This is a genomic window from Enterobacter sp. JBIWA005 (assembly GCF_019968805.1).
Lineage (GTDB): Bacteria > Pseudomonadota > Gammaproteobacteria > Enterobacterales > Enterobacteriaceae > Enterobacter > Enterobacter vonholyi.
Map to the genome: position 1 here is coordinate 2,638,644 of NZ_CP074159.1, position 25,732 is coordinate 2,664,375.

Below are 25,732 nucleotides of genomic sequence, written 5' to 3' on the forward strand. Positions count from 1 at the left end.
CCCCCTATAATTGCTTACATCGTTGTCTGGATTTTAGTGTTCTTTCTCTATCAATTAAGCGCCCGCGCGTCGAGTTTTTAGTATTCCCTCTATGTCCTTGATCACCATGGACATGCTCATTGAACTTGTCGGGATGGTTATGATTTTTCAAGAAAACAATATTCCTCGGATCACCTTGCCATTTAGAACCAAGTGTACCATTGCCTTCTACCGAGTTGATATGATGCCCAGTATAACCTGCCCGTGACATCACGGAGGTAAGACTCTTGTTCGGAGTCTTCAATATTAAATCTCTCTCTTGCGCTGTCCAATTCCTGGTGCCAGCCCCACCATCCTGCAATAAGGCTTTTTCTTGTACCCATGCCCTAGAGATAGCAGAGCTTCTAGCTCCGTTTTGAGCAGAAAGAGAATCGTGTGGGCGGTAGCGAATCAGATCTTCAGGAGTTAACCCCCACGGATCCACCCATCCCAGCGCATTCGGCGCATACTGGTAAAGGTTTATCCCCCCCGCCAGCCCTATCGGGTCCTGCTGCGTAAACCGCCCGCAGTCCGGGTCGTAATACCGGAACAGATTGTAGTGCAGCCCTGTCTCACGGTCCAGGTATTGCCCCTGCATGCGCAGGTTCTGAGAATATCCTGATACCTGCGACTCGCTTTCCCGCAGCAGCTTGCCCCAGGCGCTGTTGACCCCTTCCCAGCGCACCTGCCCTTCGATATCCGTCATCCGCTCCGGCGTGCCGTTGGGCTGGCAGTGGAACCAGAAAATCTCCGGAGCATCAACGCCGTCAATACGCGCCAGCGGGTCGTAGCTGTCCTGGTCGCTGTAGACGTAGGTGAGCGGCACATCTCCGTGCACCTCCTGCAGCAGGCGGAACCCTTCCCAGACAAACCGGGTAGTGACCGGCTTGCCGGTTGGCTGTCCGCCCAGCATCTGGCATCGCGTTTTACTGATGCGTCGCCCGAGCGGATCGTAGCGGAAGCTGACCTGCGTCTGCGGTTTGTTGCGATCCCGCGGCTGGCTGATGACCTCCGTCAGGCGGTGTTCACCGTCGTAGCGGTAGTGCCAGCGGGTCTGGCCGTTATCCTTCTCTATGGTGCGGCCGTGGATGTCATAGCGCCAGCGAATGCCGTTCAGCTGCGTCAGGCGGTTGTGCGTGACCTTCTCAGCAGCCCCTTCGAGCGGGTTACCGGCAGCATCCCAGCGCCACTGCTCCTGGCCAGGCAGCGTGCCGTCCTGAACGAGCAGGCGCCCGGCGCTGTCGTACTGCCAGCGGTACCAGCTGAAGGGGTTATCGTCCCGCTCTTCACGCACCAGGTTATTGCGGTAGTCGTAATCCCAGCGGCGGGACCAGCGGCGCGGCGACGGACGCTGGGCATTGCCGGTAAAGACGTCCCGGCGATGCAGTCGGCCAAGACGATCGTATTCGCTGCGGGTGGTCAGCAGCCCCTGGGTGCGGCTGGTCTCCCGGTGGAGTTCGTCGCGGGTAAAGTCGGAGACCGACAGCTTATCGAGCGCAATGCTGAGCAGATGCCCGCTGCCGTAGTAGAACTGCTTCAGCTCGCGGCCATCGGGCAGCGTGACGGAGGTGCGGTTGCCCAGCGCGTCATACTCCCACGCCAGCTCGCCGTGCTCGCCCGCTTCGCGCGTCACGCGACCGAGCGCGTCATACTCAAAGGCAAGCTCCTGCTCTGCCTCGGTGGTCCACACGTCGGCTGCAAGTGCAGGATGCAGCCCAATCCGGCTTAATAGCCCGGACGGCGTGTAGTGATAGCGGGTCTGGCCTTCCGGCGTGGTGCGGGCGACCAGCTGGCCGCTCGCGCTCCAGGCGAAGGCGTGGGTGATGGCCTCCGGATGACCGGCGGCAAAGGTGCGCGCAATCGTGCGCCCGCAGGCATCATAGCGATACTGCGAGGCCACGCCATCGAGCCCCACCTCTTCCAGCAGCAGCGAATCTGGCCCCCAGCGGAACTGATACGCTTCGCCGTTCTCGTTTTCCAGGGCAATCAGACGCCCGCGGCTGTCCCAGCGGCGTCGCACTTCTTCACCCTGCGTATTACGGGTGGCGGTTAAGCGCCCCGCCTCGTCGTATCTGAACTCACTTTTTTTCCCGTCGGCGCCCGCATGCTTCACCGGCAGACCGCGTTCGTTCCATTTGAGCGATTCCGTCCAGCCTTCCGGGCGATCGAGCTGCACCGGACGCCCTGCGGCGTCGTAGCGGTAGCGCGTCTCTTCCCCGTCGGCGCCAGTCTCAGCCTCCAGCCAGCCCAGCGGGTGATAGCGATAGCGGGTAATACGCCCGGAACAGTCGGTCGAACGTACGATCTGCCCGGCCTCGTTGTACTCCTGGTAACGGCTGTTGCCAGCGGCATCGACCTCTTCCACGACCTGGCCAAACTCGTCCCGGCGCAGCTGCGTCGTCTGCCCCATCGGGTCTACCACGCGCTTGAGCCCGTGATGTTCGTCGTACCAGAACCGGGTGGCGCTGCCGTCGGCTTCAATAATGGCCGCAGGAAGCGCGCGGTGCTCCAGCCAGGTGGTGGTGCGGGTGTTGCCGTCGGCATCGGTCTCCTGCACCCGGTTGCCCATCTCGTCGTAGACGAAGGTGACGGCGTTGCCGAGCGGATCGATGCGACGCGTGAGAAGCTCGTTTTCGTCCCACTCGTAGCGCCAGTTTTCACCGCGCTCGTCAACGTAGCGAACGATTAGATTTTGCGCGTTCCAGTAGTGACGGCGCGTCTGACCGTCGTAGTGCTCGACGGTCGTCAGCCCGGCGGCTAAATCGTAGCTAAAGCGGCACCCGTCGCCGGTGCTGGTACGGTTTTCCACCACGCGCCAGTGGTCGAATTTTTGCCACCGGTATTCGCTCTCCAGACCGCCCGGCATCCGGTGCCAGACCATCAGGCCGTGGTCGTTGTAGCGGTATTCACGCGTCACCACGCCTGAGGCATCCGTCGCGCTCGCCAGCTGGCCGCGCGCGTCGTAGCCCCACTGCATCAGCGGCCAGGTCTGGTTGCCGTCGAAATGGCTGGCTGCGGTCACGCGCTGCGGGAAACGTTCATCGTCATAGCGCAGGGTGACGTCGATTGCCCGCGGCTCGTCATGAATACCAGTCAGCCTGCCGTGCTCGTCCCACTCCGTCAGCAGCGCGTTGCCGTATTCGTCGCTGAGGGAGGCCAGACGCAGGATGGAGGGGTTCGCCCGGGTTGGTTTATACAGACGCCACACCGCGCCGTCATCGTCAGCAATCGCCACGTCGCCGCTCTCGTTGCGGCGGATAATAATGCCTTCGCTGATGCTGTAAAATGCCCGGTCGACCGGCGGCAGCTCGAAGCTCAGCTCGCGCCCGGTTTCGTCGAACCAGGTCGCGTTGTCTTCTTCTAGCGCCAGGTAGCTGTCAAAAGTGGTTGCCCAGCCCAGACCAAACAGCCCTTCGCGGGTGGTCAGGCTGTTGTAGCTGCGCTGCCAGCGAAGCGGGAAGCGCCCCGGCAGCGAGAAGTCGAGTTCGTCGTCGTCATTCAGCACCTTCACGCCGGTAGCGGCGTGAACCGGGTGCGAGGAGCCGAACACGGCGTTGACCGCCATATCGGCCAGCATCCCGCCGCCGGCCGCCGCAAGCGCGCAGGGCATATTTTTCAGGATCTTGCCCGGACGCCCGCGCAGCAGGGAGAGCGCAATCATCCCCAGCGCCAGACCCGGCGTTTTACCGCTTTTGATATCGCGAACCGTGAGCGTGTCCCCGCCGATGATTACGTTCGGGGAAACATCGTCGGACACAGTACCTTCGCAGGTGGTGCGATCTTTCGCACGCACCGCGGGCTGCCCGTTGATGAAGACGCTTTTAGAGCCTTCCGCCAGATACTGCGGCCCGGAGTGCTTTTCGCACGCCACCTTGTCTTCTTCCAGCGGCGAAGTTCCGGCAGCGGCAGAGGCCACGCTCGGCTGCCACATTTCGCTGCCAAACTGTCCGGCGGCAGAAAGCAGCATGCCCGCGTAATCGGCAAAGCTGCCCGGCGACTGCGGCTCAGGTGAAGGAGTATCTGCGGGCGTCAGCGTGCCTGCCGCGCGTGCGGCGGGGATTGCGTTGGTGAGAACGTTACTGGAACCGGTCGTGATTGTACCCGCAGGCGACGGCGGGAAAAGCGCATTGCCTAACCCCTCAGCGGCGTTGCTGATATCGTCGGTGATCCCCGCGACGTTCGCCAGCACGCCGCCAATGATGCCGCTTAACAGACAGCTGGATCCAATTGCTGCCACGCCTGCAGCTGCTGCCCCCGCCCCCAGCAATGGCGCCGCTACGGTTGCTGCTGCGCCTACCGCCGCGCCGATCACCGCATAGGCGGCACCTTCCGCCACAATGCTGGTGATGTCAGCAAAAATGCTGGAGTGAATAATCTCGTCGCCCTTACGGGCCGCGTTGTTATCGCTCATGCCTTACACATTCCGGTTGTCGTTTAGCGTCAGACTCTGCTTAAGCGCGCTCCAGCGCACCTCGTCCTCTTCGATAAAGGCTCTGAGTGCCGAGAGGGTAAAAATCATCAATACCGGTTTGCCCGGCGTCTGCACGGCCAGCTGTTTTTGCCACAGGCGCTGCCCGTTACGGTCAAACGTGGTCTCAACTTCCAGCCCGTTAATGTTGCCGTCAGGCCCGGCCTTTACGTTCCTAAATTCGCTCTGGGCGATCTCACCCATCTGAGGACGCAGTACATCCCACTGGCGGTGGAACTCTTGTTCATAGTCGCTGCCATCGGGGATCACGCCGCGGCTGACCACCACGGACAGCCCGCTTTCGTCATCGCGAATAATGTTCATGCTGTTATCCTGCCAGGCAGCAGGAAAAAGGGAAAACGAACCTTCCTGGAGGGTGTATTTCATAAGTGAACTCGGGATGATTGATATTGAGAGAAACAAGAAGGCCAATCCATGCTGGCCTTTTGGCTGGCTGTATAGTTATTTAAGCCACTGGCCTGACTGCTCGACTAAAATATGGTTGCCTTTGCTGACAACCAGATTCACGGGGGCGTACGTCACGGTATAAGCGACCTCGCCATTCTTGTACGTTGAGCCGATTATTTTACCTGCGGAGTCGCGTAACGTTTTTCCCTTTAAGGAGACCGTACTGTTATCGCTTTTTCGCACGCCGAGATAGACCATCTCGTCACATTCGCTCTCAAAATGACCGCACCTGTTTATCAGAGAAATAGCGAACTTTTCGGTATCCAGTTTTCTGGTTTCAGCGTGATGAACCGAAGCGGCTTTACGTAACGTATAGCGCTGTGGAGCATAATCATTTCCTTTTTGAGGAGGCGTTACCAGACGCCATTCCATTACACTCCCCTTTATTTCCAGAACAGCTCGTCCGTCTGTGCCGCCAAACGATGAGTTAAACGCTACGCTGGCACGATTGCCAGCGACCGTACCGCTAAGATTTCGCTCATCATTTTCCGGGCAATCAATGCGGTTGCCTCTCCGGGATATATAGCAATAGGACCCGGTGATACGGTTGCCTGATTCAGCTAACCGCAGGGTTAACGTCGAGTCGTCGCCAGCTCCGCCTGCCCAAACCCCGTCAAACGCAGGTCTCGACTGGCTGTTCGCTGCAAACTGCATCGTATGGAACCTGGCGGCCCATTGCTGAATATCGGCATGAATAACCGGGCTATTATCAGAGGATTGGTAATGGATTACGTCCGACTCCGGAACCACCCAGGCCGCAAAGATTTTGCCGTCAGGATTGATAACCAGCGCTGACGCGTTCTCCAGATAAAGATCTTTTAGCCAGCCCTCAACAAACAATCCTCCACCTGTGGTGGTATGCGGTTCGCCGAAGACGTCAAAGTTATCAATAAAGGTCTGGTAATGATTTCCCAGCAGCGTCCTGAGATTGTCTGTCACTTCACTGTCGTTAAGGATGCGACCTACCGTATCGAGCTTATTATATTGCGATAATTCAAGTGCCGATGACGTTTCAACGACGCCTGTCAATAAAGCCGTGAACAATGCGACTGCCAGATATTTTTTGGTCATAAATTATTCTTGAGAATCATTGTTGTAATTCATCGTTATTTTTATAACGTTGCCGCCTTTTATCTCAAAAGAGAGCAATTCTTTATCCAATTCGTAGGTAATCCACTGCTCCCCGGCATCATTTTCGACCTGACCGGTACCGTATGCGCTGTTCAGTTCCTTTCTCGTTGAACCCACATGGACACCGCGCGGCGTTGAGAATTCTTCGGCAGTCAGCGTAATCTGCGACACGATATAATTATCAACGCTTCGTTCAGCTTTATCCCACCAGAGATTGGAAGTGAATATCTCTACTCCAGCGTTTTGATGCTGAAAGAATTTATATTGGACTCCATCAAAAGGAACCTCACCGGTAAAACTGCCTTCCACCGGCACGCCAATTTTACGGGCAATATCAGGCGTCCATCTGTCGCCCAAGGCGACAGGCAGGTCTTTGATCTGTACTGAAAAATCCTGTTTAGTCAGAATGGATGGCTTACCTTGAGCGAAAACCACATTGCTGCCAGGACAGCTAAACATCAGGACCGAACAAAGAAATATTGGCGTATGTTTTTTCACGTTAATCGTCATTTATTAAATGTGTATGGCCATTATCACCCTGAAGAAACCGTCAGGACATGAGTGCAGTATTTCTTAGTCGGCGCTAATGACGACTGAACCCAGACAGTGAGGATTTTTCACGGTGAAGCTGAAGCTCACTTTTTGTCCATTCATATCTTTTCGGGCTGTATAGCTGGTCACTTCGTTCTCCGAACGACCGCGCGGATAATCAGTTAACCTCAACTGCGGATAGCGCTTTTTAACGGTATCAAGCGTTATGCATTGACCTGAGGAGGGTGAAAAATTCAGTAAAGGCGCCATGCCGTCGTTATCTTTGCTTAAACGTAACTCAATTGCGGTTATGTTCGTTCCATCCGCCAGTTTGATATCGTCGGCATTGTAGAAATTGATATATTCATTTTGCCTGGTCATCTTAAACGATAACGGCGCGTTACTAAGGGTTGTAACGGATAACGTCTTAAGCGATGCACTCATCCCGGAAATAAACATCCAAAGATCCTTTTTCTGTGCACCTCCTCCAGCCATTCCCGTCGTTAGTAACGCGATAAGCACCGCACCTGCTTTACTCATCTTTGGCCGTAAATTTCGCCTGCACCGCCGCATCAATATCCCCTTTATGCCCCGATCCCGGTGCCGTGGTGCCCGGTTTTGTACCAGAGGTATTCAGATGCAGCTTACCGCCAGTGGTGATATACCCATCCCCTTCCACGAAGAAGTTAAATTCTTTACCGATCAGGTTAATCTTGCCGTTAGCATTCAGCTCAATGGCACTCTCACCGGAGACCAGCCGCAGCTTCGTCCCGGAAGCAATGACGTACTGCTCCACCGCCGCATCCAGCTTGCCTTTCCCCGTCAGGATCTCGGTGCCACCTTTCACGGCCTGAGTCTGATTCGCTTCCACGCGATGCAGTTCATTTTTCTTCACGTAATGGCTGCGCTCGCCGCCGACGCTGTGCGTTTCATCATTTTTAACGCTGGTGTCCATGTTACGCTCGGCCTGGATCCACACCTGCTCTGCACCCGCTTTATCCTCAAAGCGCAGGGCGTTGGCGTTGTCCACGGAACCGTCTTTCGTGCGGCTCATAAAACCCATCTGCGTCGCCGCGGCAGGCAGCGCCCACGGCGGCATGCTCGCGTCGTTGTACACGCGACCGGTAATAATCGGCCGGTCCGGATCGCCGTTGATAAAGTCCACCACCACCTCGTCGCCGACGCGCGGGATCTGCACCCCGCCGTAGCCCTGGCCCGCCCACGCGCTCGACACGCGCACCCAGCAGGAGCTGGTGTCATCGCCCTTCGCCAGGCGGTCCCAGTGGAACTTCACCTTCACGCGGCCGTATTTGTCCGTCCAGATACTCTCGCCCTTTGGCCCCACCACTTTCGCCGTCTGCGGGCCGTAGGTGCGCGGCCACGCCGTGCTCTGCGCCGGACGGTAGGCCACCGACGCAGGAATGACCGTGAAATCGGTCCGGTGAATGGTCTCCCCCTCGCCGCTGGCGTAGCGGTTCTCTTCAAAGTGATAGCCCGCCGCTGTGACCAGATACTCACCGTTGTCGCTGAAGAACGGCGCGTTGGTTAAGGTGAAGGTGTGCCCGGGCGCAATCCCCGCCGCCGTGGCGGTGGCCTGAATCTGCTGATGCTCCACCTGCCAGCGCTCCTGACGGATACGGGCATAAAACTCCCCGTGCCCCTTGTCCACAAAGCGACCCGGCCAGTCGTACACGTCGATACTGCCCGGCGTCGGCGACGCCGGGTTCTGCTGGGCCTGGAACAGCCACGCGTTCGGCTTGCGGAAGTCATAGTCGTCGAGGCTGTAAATCCCCGGCGTCACGCTGTCCTCCAGCGCCCACTGGCTGATGCCCTCTTCATCCGTGCTGCCGCCTGACGGCGTCTGGTGGTAAGGAATAACCTCATAGCCGCTGAACGGCTGATGCTGCGTGGCGGCATCGGTCAGCACCAGGGTGTGCTTGTCCGCCTCATGGCGGAAGTGATAGGCAATCCCCTCCAGCTCCATCAGGCGGCTGATGAAGTCCAGGCTCGACTCCTGATACTGCACGCAGTAGTCCCACACCCGGTAGCTGCCGGTGAGTTTATCCTCAACGTTGACCTGATGCTCACCCAGCAGGGTTTTGACAATCTGCGGCACCGTCTGCCCCTGGAAGATTCGCAGGTTACGGTCGCGCTTCATTGGCCACAGGTCCGGCTCCACCGTCAGCTGGTACACCGCATAGCGGGTGCCCGTCAGCTCAACGGCGCTGACCGCCACGCGGGTAATCTTGCCGTTAATATAGCGGGACGTCAGCAGATTCTGCGTCGGGATGGTCACCGTGACCGGCTGGCCCAGCAGCTTGCTGCGGTCGATGCGCGCGTCCGTGCCGAGCACGGTCAGCGTGAGCGCGAACGACTCGGACATCGCCTCGCGGCCCGTCAGTTTCCAGAACAGAAGCCCCTCCACCGGGAGCTGAACGGTAATTCGGTTGAGCATAATCTTTATTCCACTATGGACTAATCTCGGTGTTCATTGAGATATTTTTTAAATCGTGCTTATTTAAGCCATAAACCTGAAAACATAAGGACGCTACCCAGGGAAACTACGCTTTTAGCAACGATAAGTAAGCAAGGCGCAACAACGCGTGTTATAGACGATATTGCTTCATAATTTTCAGCATTGTATTTTTTGTGCCCTCCTGTAATCCCGGAAAAGATCGTACAGAGCAGCACAACGGTAACTTTTAGTCCCCATACGCACAGGAAAGACATGGAAAAGATAATCGAATATTGTTTCGCCGTTGCGACGGAGAATAATGACATTGACAGCGCGAGCCATTTCAATGTAAAGCCAATAACAACCGTAACCGCTAGCACCAGAACGAACATCACACCAGCAAGGAACCATTGTTTTTTGTTGAACAAATCCTTTCCATTCCAGATAAGTGCTAGCGTCCAAATCATAAAAATAAAAAAGAAAAACAAATGCATCATAACATCCCGCATTTACTTATTTTCATATCCTGGCATTGCTGGCATCTAACTAACCTCTTTATATCAGCCTGTACTGCCAAACCAGATGCCATAGAGCATCAAGATACAGCCTAACGAGGCGAAACATTTTGCTACCAGGTGTAATTTGGCCCCGTACCGGGCAGACAGAGACGATAGTTTTAAATACATTTCTTTGGTATTATACCGTTTATGAAATCGCATAATACTCTCGAAAATAGCATTCAACATCACAACAAAAAATTTCGACAGTAACATTGCCACCAGGGATGCCGGTAATATTAATGCTATCGCCCGCGCGCTTTCTCTGTCCAGTAACGGGGTTAATTTTGATACGCCAATTAAAATGAGTGTCAATGCAAGCGCACCAACCAACACTGAAATGAATTTAATTCTAAAGTCTCGCCACTCTTTTAGGGTGTAAAGATCTTTCCCGCTCCAGATATAGACTAAAGAGATGAGTATAAAAATTATAAAGCCAGTCCATTTCATTATTTCATCTTTTATTCATGCTTTTTGCCAGAGTAAAAAAACAGTCACTACTTTTCTTCAGATTTATGACACGGATATCCTTCCGTGCCATAGATGATGAACAATTTCTAAGCGATGTATTCAGGAGCTCTATCGAACAATTCACCTGCCATTGTAGCAATCCGTTCGTATTGAACGAGTTTGTTTTTCCACTCCTTCGGAATACCGGAGCACCCATATAATGCCCCAGCTATTTGTCCCGCCGTGGCCGCAACGCTGTCAGCGTCATCGGCAAGATTGGCAGCCAGCAGAATCGCATCCCGGAAATTATCAGTATTCCATACGGACCACATCGCGGCCTCAAGCGTATCGATTACATAACCACTTGAACGAATCTGATCGCGAGTTTTTTGCTTATATTCACCCGCGTTGATAATCATTACACGTGGCTGTAGCGGCATGACGTGCGGAGAAAAAACAAAATCTTTATTGCTACCGTTAATCATATGCACGAGCAAATAACTTAAATACTGTGTGCTATTTATTGCTTCCGCGGCTCCATGCGTTGCTATACTTTGTTTTTTAGCCTCATAAAACGCTTTACTTAATGACTTTCTAAAAAAAATAGAGACAGGTGCTTGCCTGATGATGGAAGCATTACCTGCAGTTTCTGGCGCTGTATTACCGCTCCACCCGGGACCAACAGTTAAATATTGCTCTAAAGCAAACCGTGTTGTATTTCCTATATCAAAACAGACGCCATTTGAACTATTATAACCATGCTGATACCATTCCAGAAGTTTATTCCTGAAGCATATAGTATCAGCATCACCTTTCTCAAGAAGCGTTTCCGCAAGACATAATGCCATGGATGTATCATCCGTCCATTCACCTGCGCGGAGTCGAAATGGCCCACCACCTATCATATCTTTGACATGTGCTTTGTCACGAGGTAAAAATTCGAGCGTCGTACCTACAGCATCTCCAACAGCAAGACCTATAAGCGCACCGACAGCACGGTCTCGCGATTCCGCTAGTGAGATGTTACATGATGGCGTTAAGTCCCATTGTTTTTGTACATCACTATTCGAGGATGATTCTAAGGGTTTATTATCATAAATATACTGCAGCCTCCGCTGGACGGAAGGATTGCTAATCGGTAAGTATTCGCGATATTTATCCACATATTTTATCAGGACATGCAAATTGGCATGTAAATCTATCATCCATCACCTAAAATATAGTTACATTCAATATCGTATCCTAAAACTCATCAGGATATTTCATCTTTAGGTTTTGTTGTTTTATTGTGTAATTGGCGTCAACCTCGTGCGGTAGTCTAACCTTTAACCCTCGACGTATTTGATCCACAATAAACCAGGCATCCGACAACCTTTCAAAAAACAACTCATCAGAATTATCAAACTCCTTCGCTGCAAACATACCGAAAGTCATTTTCCATAACTTTGCTTTATCCTTTTCCTTGCCTTCGATTAAGTCCCGTAAAAATATTAATTGTTGTACAATAGAGTCGTACATTTGTAAAATCGGGGCGTGAGAATCACGATTCGTGACGTCTGCATATCTCTTTTGTGCTAAAGTTAATGCTTTATCAACATAACCAAAGGTTGTCATTACATTCATTGCAGTAGATTCAGTTAAATTAAAATACGACACCTTAGTGCGAGTTGTTTTATCACCTCGCTTCCCCCTATTAATTCTAACTATAAAAAATTATCCTCAGGTGCTCTATCGAATAACTCACCTGCCATTGTGGCGATACGTTCGTGTTGCACGAGTTTATCTTTCCACCCCTGCGGGATACCGGAATAACCATATAATGCTCCCGCTATTTGTCCCGCCGTCGCCGCAACGCTGTCAGCATCATCGGCAAGATTGGCAGCCAGCAGAATCGCATCCCGGAAGTTGTCAGTATTCCATACGGACCACATCGCGGCCTCAAGCGTATCGATAACATAACCACTTGAACGAATCTGATCGCGAGTTTTTTGCTTATACTCACCCGCGCTTATGATCATTACACGCGCGCAGAGTGGGAAAATATGAGGCGAAAAAGCTTCTTCTTTTTGATAACCGTTAATTAAATAGTGCAATACCAATCCGAGAAATTGGCATGCGTTAATTGATTCTACCGCGCCATGCGTTGCTCTACTCTGAGCCTGGGATTCGAAGTAAATCGCACGCAGCGATTTTCGACGAAAGATAGATACCGGGGCTTGACGAATAACCCCAGCATTACCAGCAGTGTGTTTCTCTGTATTGCCATACCAGGAAGGTCCGACACGCATATACTGTCAAGCGCGAATCGCGTCGTATTCCCGATATCGAAGCACCGACCATTACTGCTATTATCTCCGTTAAGATACCATTTCAAGAGATATTTTCTAAGCACATCGGTATGCATTCTTTTTTCTGAAAGATAAGTCTCTGCCAGACATAATGCCATGGACGTATCATCTGTCCATTCACCAGGTTTTAATTGAAAAGGCCCGCCACCAATTATATCCTCTACATGTTCACTGTCTCTTTTCTTAAACTCAAGAGTGGTGCCGACGGCGTCCCCGGCTGCCAAACCGACCAGCGATCCAAGTGCCTTATCACGTGAAACATCTTCAGTTATGGTTAAAGGTAATGTTGCATCCCATGAGTGAGATGAATTCGACGCATCAAGACTAGTGTTTCTTCTTCCATTACGGATATTAATTGGCATGTAGCTACGATAACGATCGGCATAACGATTGATTACCGAGTCTTCACTGTGAAGATCTTCCATTATGCATTCTTTATAAAAGGATTAAACCAGGGAAACTGCGCATGACAGATTATAATCTATCATTCTCTCTTTTTTTCCGTGAAACAGAAGACTTAATTACATTAAAAAATGGAGATAGCAATCAAGTGTATATGATAGTTACAGCAAAAAGTGTTAACGATACCGGACAATCACATTTAAAAATCAAAAAAACTGCCTATCACTTACGATATCTTTTTTGCCTTTTCAGGTACTCTACGTCTTGCTCATGGGGAAGAATAACCTTTAATCCTTGCCCCATCTGCGAGGCTATATAATTAGCATTGGACAAATGCTGAGCAAGTTCGGCATCGGTAGTATCAAACTCTTTAGACGCAAGCACTCCAAGATTCAATGTGTGTAATTTACTTTTATCTTTTTCAGCACCAGTTAGAATAGATTTAATATAATCCAACTGATTTTTCGCCATAACATATAAAGAAAATGTAGGATTTTGTTCTAATCGATTATTAATTGCATCAATAGCATCATTGATATAATCTAGCGCGGTGTAATTTTCTTTATTCATGAGCCACCTTAAATATATCCTTTTCGCTTGAAAGCATCTGTATTGCCCCACCTTTTGTCTGATAGGGTACATCTTTCACTGACCAAGTATCAAGTGCGGGCAAAGAAGTACTACGTAACATTTCAACTTTTTGTTGTGAAACATACGGTTTTGCTACTTTATCAACAACTTGATCAGTGCCATAAATAGTACCTTTTGGATTGATACCCAACTCTGTTGGCTCAACATCTTCTCGAAGAGCATACCAGTTTCCCTGTCGTCCTCCTGGCACTTGGTTTTGATAGAGTGTTTTATTTCTGTTTATTGTTTCAACACTCACTCTATTTGTATAGTCAATGCCATTATCAAAGTCACGAATCTGTTGCGGAGTGAAGCCCTTAGATTCGAGCCAGTTTCTTGCCAGCTCTTTATTTCCTCTGGCTGTAATATCTCTATTGAGATCACCCGTGCGTCCAAATTTTTCATTAAGTTCAGCTCTTCGGGCCGAAATATTTGGCTTAACCGGTTCGAGAACAGGCTTACCAGCCCGCCACGCATCAAACCTTGCCCCTCCCTTCATGCCGGCCCCGCCGCCGATAACAGAGCCGATCAGCATCCCCCATTTCTGACCGTCGCTGCCTTCGCCAAACAGCATTCCACCCGCGTAGCTACCCACAGTGCCACCGCCCATCGCACCGAGGGTACTCAGAAGTGCGATTGCCGGACTGGCCAGCACCGCCATGGCTCCGGCACCAACGGCGAGCATCGTCCAGTTAACCCATTCCGGGATTTCAGGACTTATTTCATCGGTCTGAACCTTGCTTCCACCGATAATAACATTACGCGATCCCTGACTAATCTCGGCGCTGCAAGTCAACTTATCGCCTGTGCGAGAGGCGGGAAAGTTATTGATGTAAACTTTTATCGAACCTTCCGCAACCCGTTGCAGGCTACCGCTGTGCTCATCACACTCTCCGGCTGACAGATGAGCGCGGATAGCCTTTCGGCTGTTGATAAAGACATTGGGTGAACCTTCTTTTAGCGTACCGGTGGTATGGCGTGGAGCCCATGACATACTGCCGAGGAGCTCACCCAACCCACCCGCAGCACATGCCCCAGCCGCAACGGCAGAAACAGCAACCAACGCGGTCCCTCCTGTGACGACAACGGCAGCTGCGCCCAGAATTGCCCCACCAACCAATCCTGCGATCATCCAGCCTTTTGAGGCTGTATGAGCAATCTCATCATCTACGCGAGCGGCCAGACATTCGGACATAACTATTCGGTTGGCTGTGCCATCAGATACCCACGTATCCGATCGGGTGTATTAAGTTGGTCAGAACCAGAGACCTGGCGGCATACGGAAAGCTGTGAAAGCAAGTGATGTGATTTGTCTGAGGAAGTCGTCCAGAGCGCGTAACGAAGGGGTTGGCTGTCCGGAACGGGTGCAATACTGAGTGGTTTACCCCGCTTTTCAAAAAGCAAATACTGCCCCTCTTTCGCCCGCTGAAGCGAAAGGTGTCCATACAGTTCCTGAATGTTTTCAAAGACACTGAGTACCTTACTCTCACTATCAAGCGCAAAAAATGGCCCCTGGCTGTCCGCAGCGAGCATTTCCTGGGTTTCAGTCTGAGCCGGTTTGTGGAACTTAATACTACGGATAATTTCCTGATATTGATTATGATAATAATCGCTAAACTCGCCCGGGCAAGTACCGATATAACACACCATCTTTTGGCCGCCAGGATGGTCACCGAGCAAAATAACGGTCTGCCTCTGGAAAATGATCGCATTATCATTTTTGAACTGATAAAAAAGCTCAACCGCAGGGTGACCATCAACAGAGGTCATCTGAGAGGATTCGAGACGAAAGTCGGGCACCGTAATTTCCAGTTCACGTACCAGCCGTGTTGCCGCATCATGGACTTTATCTTCGTTTTTAGCACTCGCACGAGAAACAACAAAAGTAAACTCGCTGGCTCCATTATCACTCAGAGTAAATAAATTCATGGTTCTGTCTTTAAACACATCAGGTAAGGCGAGGGATGCTTCCTGAAGAATATATTCAGCCATTCGGGTTACTCTTATTTATTGCCATTAATAACAAAAAAACTATCCACTTCCTGCTGGATTTCACCCTGAAGGGATGCGCCAGGCGGATCGATGACATTTTGTCCATCATCAGGGTTCAAATGTAATTCGCCGGAAAGCGTATTAATTTGCGCGTTCTGTTTCGCAGTAAAGTTAAAATTATTACCAATGATATGGACGCTGCCGTCTTTTGATAGCTCGATGGCGCTTTCACCACATTCCAGTCTCAGCGTATTTCCTGCGGAAAGTATAAAATTATTAACGACTTTATCGTTTCGACTGTTCCCCGTCAGGCATACCACATCGCCTTTAATTCCTGATTTCTGGTTTTTCGCTACCCGTAAGGTTTCATCTTCACCAACAAACTGGGTACGATTTTTTTCAGTAGAATGAGACTCGTCGTTTTTGACGTTAATATCCAGATTCCGCTCGGCCTGGATCCACACCTGCTCTGCACCCGCTTTATCCTCAAAGCGCAGGGCGTTGGCGTTGTCCACGGAACCGTCTTTCGTGCGGCTCATAAAGCCCATCTGCGTCGCCGCAGCCGGCAGCGCCCACGGCGGCATGCTCGCGTCGTTGTACACGCGACCGGTAATAATCGGACGGTCCGGATCGCCGTTGATAAAGTCCACCACCACCTCGTCGCCGACGCGCGGGATCTGCACTCCGCCGTAGCCCTGGCCTGCCCACGCGCTCGACACGCGCACCCAGCAGGAGCTGGTGTCATCGCCCTTCGCCAGGCGGTCCCAGTGGAACTTCACCTTCACGCGGCCGTATTTGTCCGTCCAGATACTCTCGCCGTTCGGGCCCACCACCTTCGCGGTCTGCGGGCCGTAGGTGCGCGGCCACGCCGTGGTCTGCGCCGGACGGTAGACCACCGCCGACGGGATGACCGTGAAATCGGTACGGTGAATGGTCTCCCCCTCGCCGCTGGCGTAGCGGTTCTCTTCGAGGTGATAGCCCGCCGCCGTGACCAGATACTCACCGTTGTCGCTGAAGAACGGCGCGTTGGTTAACGTGAAGGTGTGGCCCGGCGCAATCCCCGCCGCCGTGGCGGTGGCCTGAATCTGCTGGTGCTCCACCTGCCAGCGCTCCTGACGAATGCGGGCATAGAACTCCCCGTGCCCTTTGTCCACAAAGCGCCCCGGCCAGTCGTACACGTCGATGCTGCCCGGCGTCGGCGACGCCGGGTTCTGCTGGGCCTGGAACAGCCACGCGTTCGGCTTGCGGAAGTCATAGTCGTCGAGGCTGTAAATCCCCGGCGTCACGCTGTCCTCCAGCGCCCACTGGCTGATGCCCTCTTCATCCGTGCTGCCGCCTGACGGCGTCTGGTGGTAAGGAATAACCTCATAGCCGCTGAACGGCTGATGCTGCGTGGCGGCATCAGTCAGCACCAGGGTGTGCTTGTCCGCCTCATGGCGGAAGTGATAGGCAATCCCCTCCAGCTCCATCAGACGGCTGATGAAGTCCAGGCTCGACTCCTGATACTGCACGCAGTAGTCCCACACCCGGTAGCTGCCGGTGAGTTTATCCTCAACGTTGACCTGATGCTCACCCAGCAGGGTTTTCACAATCTGCGGCACCGTCTGGCCCTGGAAGATACGCAGGTTACGGTCGCGCTTCATCGGCCACAGGTCCGGCTCCACCGTCAGCTGGTACACCGCATAGCGGGTGCCCGTCAGCTCAACGGCGCTGACCGCCACCCGGGTAATCTTGCCGTTAACATAGCGGGACGTCAGCAGGTTCTGCGTCGGGATGGTCACCGTGACCGGCTGGCCCAGCAGCTTGCTGCGGTCAATGCGCGCGTCCGTGCCGAGCACGGTCAGCGTGAGCGCAAACGACTCGGACATCGCCTCGCGGCCCGTCAGTTTCCAGAACAGAAGCCCCTCCACCGGGAGCTGAACGGTAATTCGGTTGAGCATAATCTTTATTCCATATTGCTTATGCGATTCAGAAAAGAGGTTCGCATCTATGCATGAGCGTCATTTATATATCAAAGTGAATGAGTTTTTTCTCTTTTGCCCATTACGTAAATGAGAGAATATATCTTCAGAAACTCCGATATAACAAACAACCCTAAATTCACCCACACATTTGAAATACCAAACACACTTATCAGAAGTGGGAAAAGAGAAACCGAACATCTGAATGAAATGAGACGAAAGACTTCCTGAATAAGGGCAAACTTAATCGCAACATTTTTTCTCTTAAAAAACATCCAGGCCGAAGCAAAAAGAGAAAGCAACAAAAGCAAATCAAATATAAAAAAGAGGGTTACGATAAAGCTGTAACCGCCTCCTGAAATGACATCTGAGTTCCCTGTGAACGCGATGATATCTGAAATGAAGGGGATCCTGTCCTGGCGAAGTGAATTTATAGCGTAAAGCAAGATAGCCAGTACATCCATACATCCCCAGAAATACCATAATTTACTTTTTAAATTCATAATCCTCTTCTCTGACTCTAGGTATCCATTGCCATGATTTACCACTTACTGCCCAGGCATCATCGCTCTCAAGGTATTTCTGATAAATGGATCGTTGTTCTCCGAAGCGTCTAATTACAGATTTTTCAGATATCAACGCGCGTGATACTCCGTCCAGGTCTGCGGGTAGTGCTGTCCAGCGCTGGATTTTATCGCGCGACGTATTCATGTAATCTTTACCGTCCGATCCAAACACCCGTCCCTCGTCCCCCATGCTCGTCAGGCGATTAATCGCCATGATCACAACATTTTTTGTGCCATGATAATCATCTTCCACAGTTTTCCAGTAACCCGGTCCGTAGTAAGCGGTCGATGGAATAAATGAATCACGCGTTGGGGCTGGTTTTCCAAATAGAGCGACATTGTTTCGGTAACGTTCGAGGATGTAACTCACGAAAGCTGAGCTGTACATCTTCTCATCTACACAAAACAACTCTCCTGACTCAGAGATGAAAAAGGGATATATGGCTTTTGTCCGTTGACGGTGGTCTGTTAAAACTACTTCTCCTGAGTCAATTAACCGTTCAATTTTACTAAGATTTTGTGCGTAGAGAGGATCAAACACGGCATTAGGATTAAATTCGAAGCGACGTCGCAACGTTAAACCATCAATGCTGTGAAATGGATTTAAAGCACCGCGCACCACAACAAATTCACGTCCTACGTCGCTCCGCGCATAAACAGGAGAGACAATCTTATCGAATTCCTTTGGATGAAGCCTTTGGCTTCGAAGATCGTACGCTTCTATAGCATCTCCTGTTTATATTTCTACGGATTCACCAGCCAGGTACCCGGCCTGGTGATATCCAGCGTCTGCCCACGCGTTCTTCCGTTGCCCTGCAGTTCAATCTTCACCTCACCGGCCGGCAGCTTGAGCGATGCATAGCCGTTGGTCGCCGGACGCAGCGCTTTTGGCTCGCCGTTCACTTTCAGCGTTTCGCCGTCGAGGATGCGGATATAGACCAACGCAACAGGGCTCTCGACAGGCGGTGGCGTCTGCTGTGCCGTCGCCTGCTCGCTCACCTTCGCCGTTTCCGGCTTCACGTCCGGCGTGTTCGCGGCGGTTTCGGTTGGACGCGTCTCGGCCGGTCCCTGTGCAGCCTGCTCAGGCGCATCGTTACCGCCGCTGAACAGCATCGCCCCGGCGACAACGCCCACCAGCACGCCTGCGGCAACCAAGCCCGGGATCTTGTAGCGGCGCCAGTCGAGTAGCGAAGCCGGTTGTTCCTCCTCCACCGGTACCAGCATCGTGCCGGGCTTTTTCGCCGTCAGCACGTCGTTGATACCGGCGACCGGCATCTCTATCAGCGCGGCGAACTCGTCGATTGACTGCGGACGGTCTTCCATGTGCAGCGCAAGCGCGCGGTCGATGGCCTGCAGCAGCGGAATGGAATAGCCCTGCGGCATGATTTCCACCAGCGGTTTGCAGGTATCCTGAATAGAGCGCACCACGCTGACCGGCGGCGGAGAACCCACAATCAGCGTACGCAGCACCGCGCCGAGGGCGTAAATGTCCGTCCACGGGCCCTGCTCGCTTTCGTTGTCGTCGGTGTACTGCTCAATCGGGGCAAAGCCCGGGCGCAGCATGGTTTCCGTTTCGTCGGAGAGATTACCGATGGTGCGGCGCGCGGAGCCGAAATCAAGCAGCACCGGCAGGCCGTTATCCTGGATCTGAATGTTATCCAGAGAGATGTCGCGGTGCAGGTAGCCTTCGTTGTGGATAGTCTTGATCGCGCCAAACAGCATCGGCAGCGTGCGGCGGATCCAGGCTTCGTTAATCAGCTCCGGCTTTTGTTCGCGCAGGCGCGAAAGCGTGGTGCCGCTGTAAAACAGCGTCCCCATGTAGGCCGTGTCGTTTTGCACCCAGAAGCGCAGGACGTGCAGCAGGTTCGGGTGGTTAAAGCGCGCCAGCAGACGGGCTTCCTGAATGAAGCTGTTCAGGCCTGCGGAAAACGCTTTGCCAAAACGCTCGCTGCGCAGCACCAGGGTCATGTCGTCGCCGCGCACGGCGAGCGAGGAAGGCATAAATTCTTTGATAGCGATAGTGCGTTCGAGCTGGTGATCCCACGCGCGATAGACGATGCCAAAACCCCCGCCGCCGATCACCTCTTTGATTTCAAACTCGTTGAAGCGGTACCCGACCGGGAGCGCGTTTGGGACAGTCCGATTGTTATCATTATCCGTCATCTTTTACAGTTCTCTTGATGATTATTACGCGGCAAACTGACAGTGAAACTCGCCCTGCTCGCAGGTGACGTGCAGACGTCGGTACTGCTCGTCGCTGCGGCTGGCGGTAAGTAAGATCTGGCTCATCTGAGGCAGCAGGGTGTTGGTCAGAATAGCGTCCACCATGCGTCCCCCGGACTCCACCTCGGTACAGCGCTGAACAATCTGTTCCACCACGCTGTCGTCAAACTCAGAAATAATGCTGTGATTCTCTTCCAGACGACGCTGAATGCGCTTGAGCTGCAGGCGAACAATCTGCCCCAGCATCTCGTCGCTGAGCGGGTAGTACGGCACCACCAGCAGGCGGCCCAGCAGCGCCGGTGGGAAGACCTCCAGCAGCGGCTGGCGCAGCGCGCCGCTTAACGCCTCAGGCTCCGGCATCAGGTCCGGATCGGCGCACATGGCGCTAATGAGGTCGGTGCCGACGTTGGAGGTCAGAATAATGATGGTGTTACGGAAATCAATGTGGCGTCCCTCGCCGTCTTCCATCCAACCTTTATCAAACACCTGGAAGAAGATCTCGTGGACGTCCGGGTGCGCTTTTTCAATTTCGTCCAGCAGCACCACGCTGTACGGGCGGCGGCGCACGGCCTCGGTCAACACGCCGCCTTCACCATACCCTACGTACCCCGGAGGCGCACCCTTTAAGGTGGAAACGGTGTGCGCTTCCTGGAACTCACTCATGTTGATGGTGATGACGTTCTGCTCGCCGCCGTACAGGGATTCGGCGAGCGCCAGCGCGGTTTCGGTTTTACCGACGCCGGACGGTCCGCAGAGCATAAAGACGCCCACCGGTTTGTTGGGATCGTCCAGCTTAGCCCGCGAGGTTTTCACGCGGCGGGCAATCAGATCCAGACCGTGACGCTGGCCGATAACGCGCTGGTTGAGCGTGTCGGCGAGGTTTAGCACCGCGTCGATCTCGTTTTTCACCATCCGGCCCAGCGGGATCCCGGTCCAGTCGGAGACCACCGCGGCGACCACGTTTTCATCTACAGCCGCAAACAGCAGCGGTTCATCGCCCTGAAGGGCGTTCAGCGCCTGCTGCTGCTCCGCCAGCTGGCTGCGCAGATCGGCGCTATCTTCATCACCCGCCGCGAACAGCGCCGCGCGCAGGCGAATAATTTCCTGCACCAGGCTGCGTTCTTCTTCCCAGCGCAGGGCCAGGGCTTCGCGTTTTGTTTCATACGCGCCGCGTTCTGCGCGTAACGTCGTCACGCGCTCGGCGTCACCGGCCCCCACGCGCGCTTCGCGTTCAGCAATCTCAATTTCCACGTCCAGCGCGGCAAGGTGGCGCAGGCAGTCTTCGAGCTGCGCAGGGGGTGCGCTCTGGCTGACCGCGACGCGGGCGCAGGCGGTGTCGAGCAGCGCAACGGCTTTGTCCGGCAGCTGACGCGCCGGAATGTAGCGATGCGACAGCTTCACCGCCGCGCTGACCGCCTCGTCGAGCAGCAGGACCTGATGGTGCGTCTCCAGCGGCGACACGGTGCTGCGCAGCATAAGAATAGCTTTCGCTTCATCCGGCTCGTGCACCTGCACCGTCTGGAAACGACGGGTCAGCGCCGGGTCTTTCTCAATGTACTTTTTATATTCTGCCCAGGTAGTTGCGCCGATGGTGCGCAGCTGGCCGCGAGCCAGGGCTGGCTTCAGCAGGTTCGCCGCATCGCCGGTCCCCTGCTGGCCGCCTGCGCCAATCAGGGTGTGTATCTCATCGATAAACAGAATAATCGGCGTGGCGCTGGACTGGACTTCGTTAATGAGCGCCTGCAGACGGGCTTCAAACTCGCCTTTCATGCCTGCGCCGGCCTGCAGCATGCCGATATCCAGCAGCCACAGCTGAATATTTTGCAGCGGCTCCGGGACGTCGCCGTCGGCGATGCGCAGCGCCAGTCCTTCAACGACGGCGGTTTTGCCGACCCCGGCTTCCCCGGTCAGCAGCGGGTTGTTTTGACGGCGACGCATCAGGATATCCACCATCTGGCGGATCTCCTCGTCGCGCCCGACAACCGGGTCAATCTTCCCTTCGCGGGCGCGGGCGGTCAGGTCCTGACCGTACTGGGCCAGCGTCCCCTGTGCAGCCGGTACCGCACCCGCCGGTGCGTCGACGGCGGCAGCGGCCTGCTGAGTCTCTTTGCTGTTGGCGCAGATAGCGTCGAACTGCTCAATCAGCACCTCGACGTTAAGGCGGGTAAACTGCGCCGAAATGCTTTTCAGCACGTTGGCCAGGTTCCAGGTTTTCAGCATGCCGATCAGCAAATGGCCGCCGCGAATACGGCTGACGCCAAACTTCAGCGAGCCGAAGACCCAGGCGCGCTCCACGGCGCTGTCGATATGCTCGGAAAGATCGGAAACTGAACTGGCGCCACGCGGAAGGACATCCAGCGCGGCCACGATATCGCGCGTCAGCTGCTGTTCGTCGAGGGCAAAGTGGCGGATGACCTGCTGCAGATCGCCATCCTGCTGCTGCATCAGCTGATGCAGCCAGTGCACCAGCTCCACGTACGGGTTGCCGCGCAGCTTGCAGAACGCAGTCGCGCTTTCCAGAGAGGTAAATAACAGCGTATCCAGTTTGCCGAAAAGCACGGCACGGCTAATTTCTGACATGTTAGTTTCCATTAACAATGATTCGGTATACGGAAGGATTACCGCTCTGCGCGATACACCAGATCGCCACGCGGGACAGGCTGCGGCTGAAGGCCCAGCCAGGTGTTATAACCTAATCGCCCATGACTGCCGAGCGTGGTGCCCTGCACCGCGTCTTCACGCAGGATCACCCGCGTTTCCCATTCAAACTCCACCCCGGCGTACTGACGCACCCAGTCGCGCAGCTCGGTCACCCACGCTTCACCCGGCAAAAAGCGGTTGTATTCCTCCGCGCTCAGCGGGCCAATCTCGATGCGAAACTTGTGCTGCACGTCGCGGACGGCGACGCCGAGAAAGGCCGATTCCCCCATGCGCGGCGTGCGGCGTCCTGCGCCAAGCTGCGCCTGCTCGCGCGTGGAGAGCGGCATCCACTGCGGCACGTTGCTGACCAGTTTGACCGGCGCTTTAAAATAGCTGCGCAGGATCTTCTCCAGCCCCTCCGGATCCCGCCCGTGACGGGTCAGGTGCCCGGCGTGGGTAAAGCGCGCGTGCGAGCTCAGGCTGCCTTTGTTCATCTGCCCCGGCTGGCCCATGCCAATCAGCGACGCCAGATAGCCCTCAAAGCGCTTGTTATCGGCGCGGTCCAGCGAGACGGTGGGCTGCGCATCCGCCCAGGCGCGGTAAAACAGCAGCGCAAGACGGTGATGGAACAGATCGGCAAACGCGCTGAGGCTGGTGTCCTGATGATGATAAATACGCTCGCGGGCGTACTCGGTCATATGGACCGGGAGCGGGCCGTTCGGGCCAAACAGGCCGAAGCTGAGGATAGACACCTCGTGCAGCCCGCTCTCTTCCCGCTGACGTACGTGGGCCAGCGTCGACGGCGCAAAGCTCATCGACGGCTGTTGGCCGATGCGCAGCGGTTCAAATTTCGGCAGCGGCGCGCGTCCCAGCGGGTAGCGCTCGCCGCCCTGGGCATCAATGCGCCTTAACAGCTGAAACAGATCGTAGCGCCAGGGCGTCTCACGGACGCCGTGCCAGAACGCGTCCGGCAGCCTGGTCAGGCGATGCACGCGCAGCGGTGCAGTGGCAGCGTCACTCATATCAGCGCCCTTTTACCCATGCGCGGCGCCCAGTAGCCAATCTCGCCGCGCTGCTGACTTTTCAGGGTGAACTCGGTGAAGCTGTTGATAGAGACCAGACGGGCAAAGAGGCGCTCCATCACGCTGCCAAAGAGCCACGGGCTGGCGCCGGAAAAGGCTCGCTCATCCACCGTCAGCGTAATGCCGATCCCGCGGGCGAACACGACCGGACCGGGTTCAGGCACGCGGCGGTGAACCGGCTCCAGCACGCAGTGGCGCACCCCCTCCACCTGACGCGCAACGGGCGTTTCGGCCAGGTTGGCATAAAGCCCTAACAGCTGGCGCAGCGCGGCCGCTCCCTCTTCGTTTTCGCTGTCCATCAGGCTGAGGTAGTTCATCTGCAGCTGGCTGATAAGCCGCCAGGTGCTGAACCCTTCCGCCAGCGCCGGACGCGGCGGCGTCGGCCCTTTACGCAGGGTGAGGGATTTCACCGGCATGGAATCGGCCACAATGAACTGCCCGAGTTCCTGCTGCAGCATCAGCGGCAGGTCGCGGCTGGTGCAGAGCACCTCGGCAGAGATATAGCGCAGGTTATCCTGCCAGGGGGCATGCTGTTCATCCACCAGCGAAACAAACACCTCCGAGCCGATATAGCCGGTACGGGTGCCGTAGCGCAGGGCGTGCTCGGACAGCACGCGCTGCTCGCGTCGCAGCGAAAAATAGGCCCCGTAGTTGCCCGCATCGCCGCTCCAGGTGCTCCAGAACGGACGAAACGTCTGATCATCACGCTGACCGTCCGCGCTGCCATAAATTTTTTTGACCGCGTAAATTTCATAATCCAGCGGACGAATGTTATCGACCACCAGATGGTATTCATGCTGGCCTTCATTCAGCTTCTGACGCGCCGCGACCTTTGGAAACAGGTTGATGACCGGCGTACAGTGCAGCGCCAGATGGCTGGCATCGACCACGCGCTCCAGCTGTTCATCTGACTTATCCAGCAGAATGAAGATGTCGAAGGCTTTTTCGCCTTCACAGCGCTGGATCAGCGTGCTCAGACCGCTCAGGCTGATGAAGCGGAAGCGGGCCGGAAACGCAAAGTACTCCTGCAGCAGGCGATAGCCGTCAAAGTTGCGCAGATCGTCCGGCAGCAGCGCCTGGTCAGGCTCAAAGCCCTCCTGGCGAAGCGCATCTGACGCCAGCAGCTGTCGCTGCGGCTGCGGGCTGACCGTCTGACAGACGATCCCGGCGTGGTGCTCCATCACCAGCTCCAGCAGCTTCAGCGCTTCAATATCCGGACCGCCGAGGAAAAATTCCAGGCGGTCGAAATCCAGGTGCCCGAGGTTTTGCGGGCCGTCGCAGGCAATGCGGATCCGCAGGGCGCTGCCGATCCCCCGCTGGCTCAGTCCCAGCTGCGCCAGCGGCAGATCGGCGGGGACGCCGCCCAGTTCAACCTTATCGATTTTCAGCGGCAGCAGGTTGACCTCGTGCGCCGTGGTATAGCTGCAGGTCACGCCGGTTTTTTTCAGCGCCAGGCTGTCCATCATGGTGCCACGCGGGACAATAAAGCCTTTGCTCAGGTCGCCCCGGCTGCTGTCGGGCTCAATCTCCGCAATCGCCATCGACGGCGTGGGCGCGAGATAGTTAGGCGCGATCATCTCCAGCAGACGCTGGGAGAAGCGCGGAAACTCCGCGTCCATTTTCATCTGCACGCGGGAAGTCAGGAAGGCGAAGCCCTCCATCAGACGTTCGGTATACGGGTCCGCCACTTCGATGCCGCGCATGCCCAGCCGTCCGGCGACTTTAGGGTAGCGTTCGGCAAACTCGGCCCCCATTTCGCGCAGGTAGGCCAGCTCGCGGTTGTAATATTCGAGCAGTTTACTTTCCATGA

General features: G+C 54.7%; 20 protein-coding genes and 1 pseudogene. All 21 read right to left on the reverse strand.

Annotation, left to right across the window (positions count from 1 at the left end; all coding sequences use genetic code 11):
• Nucleotides 1-4: 4 nt before the first annotated feature.
• Nucleotides 5-4,429, reverse strand: a complete 4,425-nt coding sequence (locus tag KGP22_RS12485; protein ID WP_223579172.1) for an RHS repeat-associated core domain-containing protein — start codon at nucleotides 4,427-4,429, stop codon at nucleotides 5-7.
• A 3-nt stretch (nucleotides 4,430-4,432) separates the two neighbouring features.
• Nucleotides 4,433-4,873, reverse strand: coding sequence for a DcrB-related protein (locus tag KGP22_RS12490; protein ID WP_149367120.1), 441 nt, complete (start codon nucleotides 4,871-4,873; stop codon nucleotides 4,433-4,435).
• A 75-nt stretch (nucleotides 4,874-4,948) separates the two neighbouring features.
• Entirely contained in the window at nucleotides 4,949-6,025 is a 1,077-nt protein-coding gene (locus tag KGP22_RS12495; RefSeq protein ID WP_223579185.1) for a hypothetical protein, read from the reverse strand.
• 3 nt (nucleotides 6,026-6,028) lie between these two features.
• Entirely contained in the window at nucleotides 6,029-6,583 is a 555-nt protein-coding gene (locus KGP22_RS12500; RefSeq protein ID WP_223579188.1) for a hypothetical protein, read from the reverse strand.
• 75 nt (nucleotides 6,584-6,658) lie between these two features.
• Nucleotides 6,659-7,156: a hypothetical protein gene (locus KGP22_RS12505; protein WP_223579190.1), complete on the reverse strand. Its 498-nt coding sequence runs from the start codon at nucleotides 7,154-7,156 to the stop codon at nucleotides 6,659-6,661.
• A complete protein-coding gene (locus KGP22_RS12510; protein ID WP_223579194.1) occupies nucleotides 7,149-9,071 on the reverse strand; it encodes a type VI secretion system tip protein VgrG in 1,923 nt (640 codons plus the stop codon). The genes KGP22_RS12505 and KGP22_RS12510 overlap by 8 nt, the downstream gene beginning before the upstream one ends.
• 59 nt (nucleotides 9,072-9,130) lie before the next feature.
• Entirely contained in the window at nucleotides 9,131-9,568 is a 438-nt protein-coding gene (locus KGP22_RS12515) for a hypothetical protein (RefSeq protein ID WP_223579198.1), read from the reverse strand.
• 63 nt (nucleotides 9,569-9,631) lie between these two features.
• A complete protein-coding gene (locus tag KGP22_RS12520) occupies nucleotides 9,632-10,078 on the reverse strand; it encodes a hypothetical protein (protein WP_223579202.1) in 447 nt (148 codons plus the stop codon).
• 107 nt (nucleotides 10,079-10,185) lie between these two features.
• Complete coding sequence (tri1, locus tag KGP22_RS12525) at nucleotides 10,186-11,283, reverse strand: ADP-ribosylarginine hydrolase Tri1 (RefSeq protein WP_223579204.1); 1,098 nt, start codon at nucleotides 11,281-11,283, stop codon at nucleotides 10,186-10,188.
• A gap of 37 nt (nucleotides 11,284-11,320) precedes the next feature.
• Nucleotides 11,321-11,701, reverse strand: coding sequence for an immunity protein Tsi6 family protein (locus KGP22_RS12530; RefSeq protein ID WP_223579206.1), 381 nt, complete (start codon nucleotides 11,699-11,701; stop codon nucleotides 11,321-11,323).
• A gap of 80 nt (nucleotides 11,702-11,781) precedes the next feature.
• Nucleotides 11,782-12,851: pseudogene (gene tri1, locus KGP22_RS12535) on the reverse strand (ADP-ribosylarginine hydrolase Tri1).
• Between the two features lie 199 nt (nucleotides 12,852-13,050).
• Nucleotides 13,051-13,398, reverse strand: coding sequence for an immunity protein Tsi6 family protein (locus tag KGP22_RS12540; protein ID WP_045404268.1), 348 nt, complete (start codon nucleotides 13,396-13,398; stop codon nucleotides 13,051-13,053).
• Nucleotides 13,391-14,653 (reverse strand): polymorphic toxin type 46 domain-containing protein, encoded by a 1,263-nt coding sequence (locus KGP22_RS12545; protein ID WP_045404269.1) that lies wholly within the window; start codon nucleotides 14,651-14,653, stop codon nucleotides 13,391-13,393. Before KGP22_RS12545 ends, KGP22_RS12540 begins: the two co-directional genes overlap by 8 nt.
• A 2-nt stretch (nucleotides 14,654-14,655) precedes the next feature.
• Nucleotides 14,656-15,450 carry a DcrB-related protein gene (locus tag KGP22_RS12550; protein WP_223579208.1) on the reverse strand — a complete coding sequence of 265 codons (795 nt, stop codon included), beginning with the start codon at nucleotides 15,448-15,450 and terminating at the stop codon, nucleotides 14,656-14,658.
• 11 nt (nucleotides 15,451-15,461) lie between these two features.
• Nucleotides 15,462-17,390, reverse strand: a complete 1,929-nt coding sequence (gene tssI, locus KGP22_RS12555) for a type VI secretion system tip protein TssI/VgrG (RefSeq protein ID WP_223579219.1) — start codon at nucleotides 17,388-17,390, stop codon at nucleotides 15,462-15,464.
• Between the two features lie 71 nt (nucleotides 17,391-17,461).
• Complete coding sequence (locus KGP22_RS12560) at nucleotides 17,462-17,914, reverse strand: hypothetical protein (protein ID WP_045404275.1); 453 nt, start codon at nucleotides 17,912-17,914, stop codon at nucleotides 17,462-17,464.
• Complete coding sequence (locus KGP22_RS12565; RefSeq protein WP_223579223.1) at nucleotides 17,898-18,599, reverse strand: hypothetical protein; 702 nt, start codon at nucleotides 18,597-18,599, stop codon at nucleotides 17,898-17,900. The genes KGP22_RS12560 and KGP22_RS12565 overlap by 17 nt, the downstream gene beginning before the upstream one ends.
• 122 nt (nucleotides 18,600-18,721) lie before the next feature.
• Nucleotides 18,722-20,140: a serine/threonine-protein kinase gene (locus tag KGP22_RS12570; protein WP_223579226.1), complete on the reverse strand. Its 1,419-nt coding sequence runs from the start codon at nucleotides 20,138-20,140 to the stop codon at nucleotides 18,722-18,724.
• 24 nt (nucleotides 20,141-20,164) lie between these two features.
• Nucleotides 20,165-22,780 (reverse strand): type VI secretion system ATPase TssH, encoded by a 2,616-nt coding sequence (tssH, locus tag KGP22_RS12575; protein WP_223579235.1) that lies wholly within the window; start codon nucleotides 22,778-22,780, stop codon nucleotides 20,165-20,167.
• A gap of 38 nt (nucleotides 22,781-22,818) precedes the next feature.
• The gene (gene tssG, locus KGP22_RS12580; RefSeq protein WP_223579247.1) at nucleotides 22,819-23,862 is read right to left on the reverse strand and encodes a type VI secretion system baseplate subunit TssG; all 1,044 of its coding nucleotides are present in this window, start codon (nucleotides 23,860-23,862) and stop codon (nucleotides 22,819-22,821) included.
• Nucleotides 23,859-25,730, reverse strand: a complete 1,872-nt coding sequence (tssF, locus tag KGP22_RS12585) for a type VI secretion system baseplate subunit TssF (protein WP_223579250.1) — start codon at nucleotides 25,728-25,730, stop codon at nucleotides 23,859-23,861. Before tssF ends, tssG begins: the two co-directional genes overlap by 4 nt.
• Nucleotides 25,731-25,732: the final 2 nt, after the last annotated feature.